The organism is Priestia sp. P5_B4, from assembly GCF_056400385.1.
In genome coordinates this window covers 1-928 of sequence record NZ_JBFULJ010001193.1, presented here as the reverse complement: position 1 = coordinate 928, position 928 = coordinate 1, and the positions used below count along the sequence as shown (strand labels likewise).

The 928-nt window shown below is 39.0% G+C and carries 2 protein-coding genes; one reads left to right on the top strand and one right to left on the bottom strand.

The annotated features are described in order from the left end of the window. Window positions 1–206: DUF2199 domain-containing protein (locus AC1DRF_RS29870; RefSeq protein WP_477742556.1), on the bottom strand; the 206-nt coding region annotated here is incomplete at its 3' end. Window positions 207–358: 152 nt separating this feature from the next. On the opposite strand from AC1DRF_RS29870, the gene AC1DRF_RS29865 reads away from it, so the two are divergent. Beyond that, window positions 359–928: sigma-70 family RNA polymerase sigma factor (locus AC1DRF_RS29865; RefSeq protein ID WP_477742555.1), on the top strand; the 570-nt coding region annotated here is incomplete at its 3' end.

Here is a 928-nt window from a genome sequence, read left to right as displayed (position 1 = left end):
ACGAAAAACTGTTCTTGATTCATGATACAAATCTCTGAATATAGTTCAAAGTCGTTTTGTCTTTCATCGTCTGACGCGTCATAATAGTAAAAAGGGGCTTCACTTGTATAGCTCATAGGCAAAGCAGGCTGAGGGTGTTCACAGGTTAAGTCTTTATAGTGAAGTTTGTTCGTTTTCTTCTTGCCGTATAGTTTTCTTCTTCGCATATTATTTTAGACTCCTCAGATAAAAGTATCTTCATTATAATACAAAAAAATGACTGTTTAAGCGTATAATATGTAAAAAAGTTTGATCCCCCGTATCTTTTGAACTTCCTTTAATCGTTTAGTAAATAGAGAGTGCAAAAGGAGTGAAAATCATGTCACATTCAAAAAAAATCGAAACACAAACAGAAAGCTTTGACGATGCATGCTGGAACGAGCATTACCCAAAATTGCAGCAGTACTGCCGCTTTTTAGCGCAAAATGCGTGGGACGGAGACGATATTGCCCAAGAAACGTTTTTAAAAGCTCAGCGATATAAAGGTGAAGAGCACAATCTGTCTTCCGCGCTGTTAAATAAAATTGCGTATCACCACTGGATTGATCTGCTGAGAAAACGAAAGCGTGAAGTAATAGCCGAAGAAAAGAGTTTGGAGCAGCAGGCCGACAAGCATACGTTTGATAGTAAGGAACACTCGGTCGAGCTGCTGCTTAGTCAGTTTACGCCGAAGCAAGCGGTTATCTTTTTCTTAAAAGAAGGCTTTCGCTATCAGCTAAAAGAAATAGCGTTGATTTTACAAACGTCAGAAACAGCGGTGAAAAGCAATTTACATCGTGCCAAGCAGCGGTTAGAAAAAGACGGGGAGCCATTTTCCACAGATTCTTTTTGGGATGAAAAAGAACGAAAAGAGCTGTCAGAACTGTTTTATAAAACGTTAGAAGCGCAG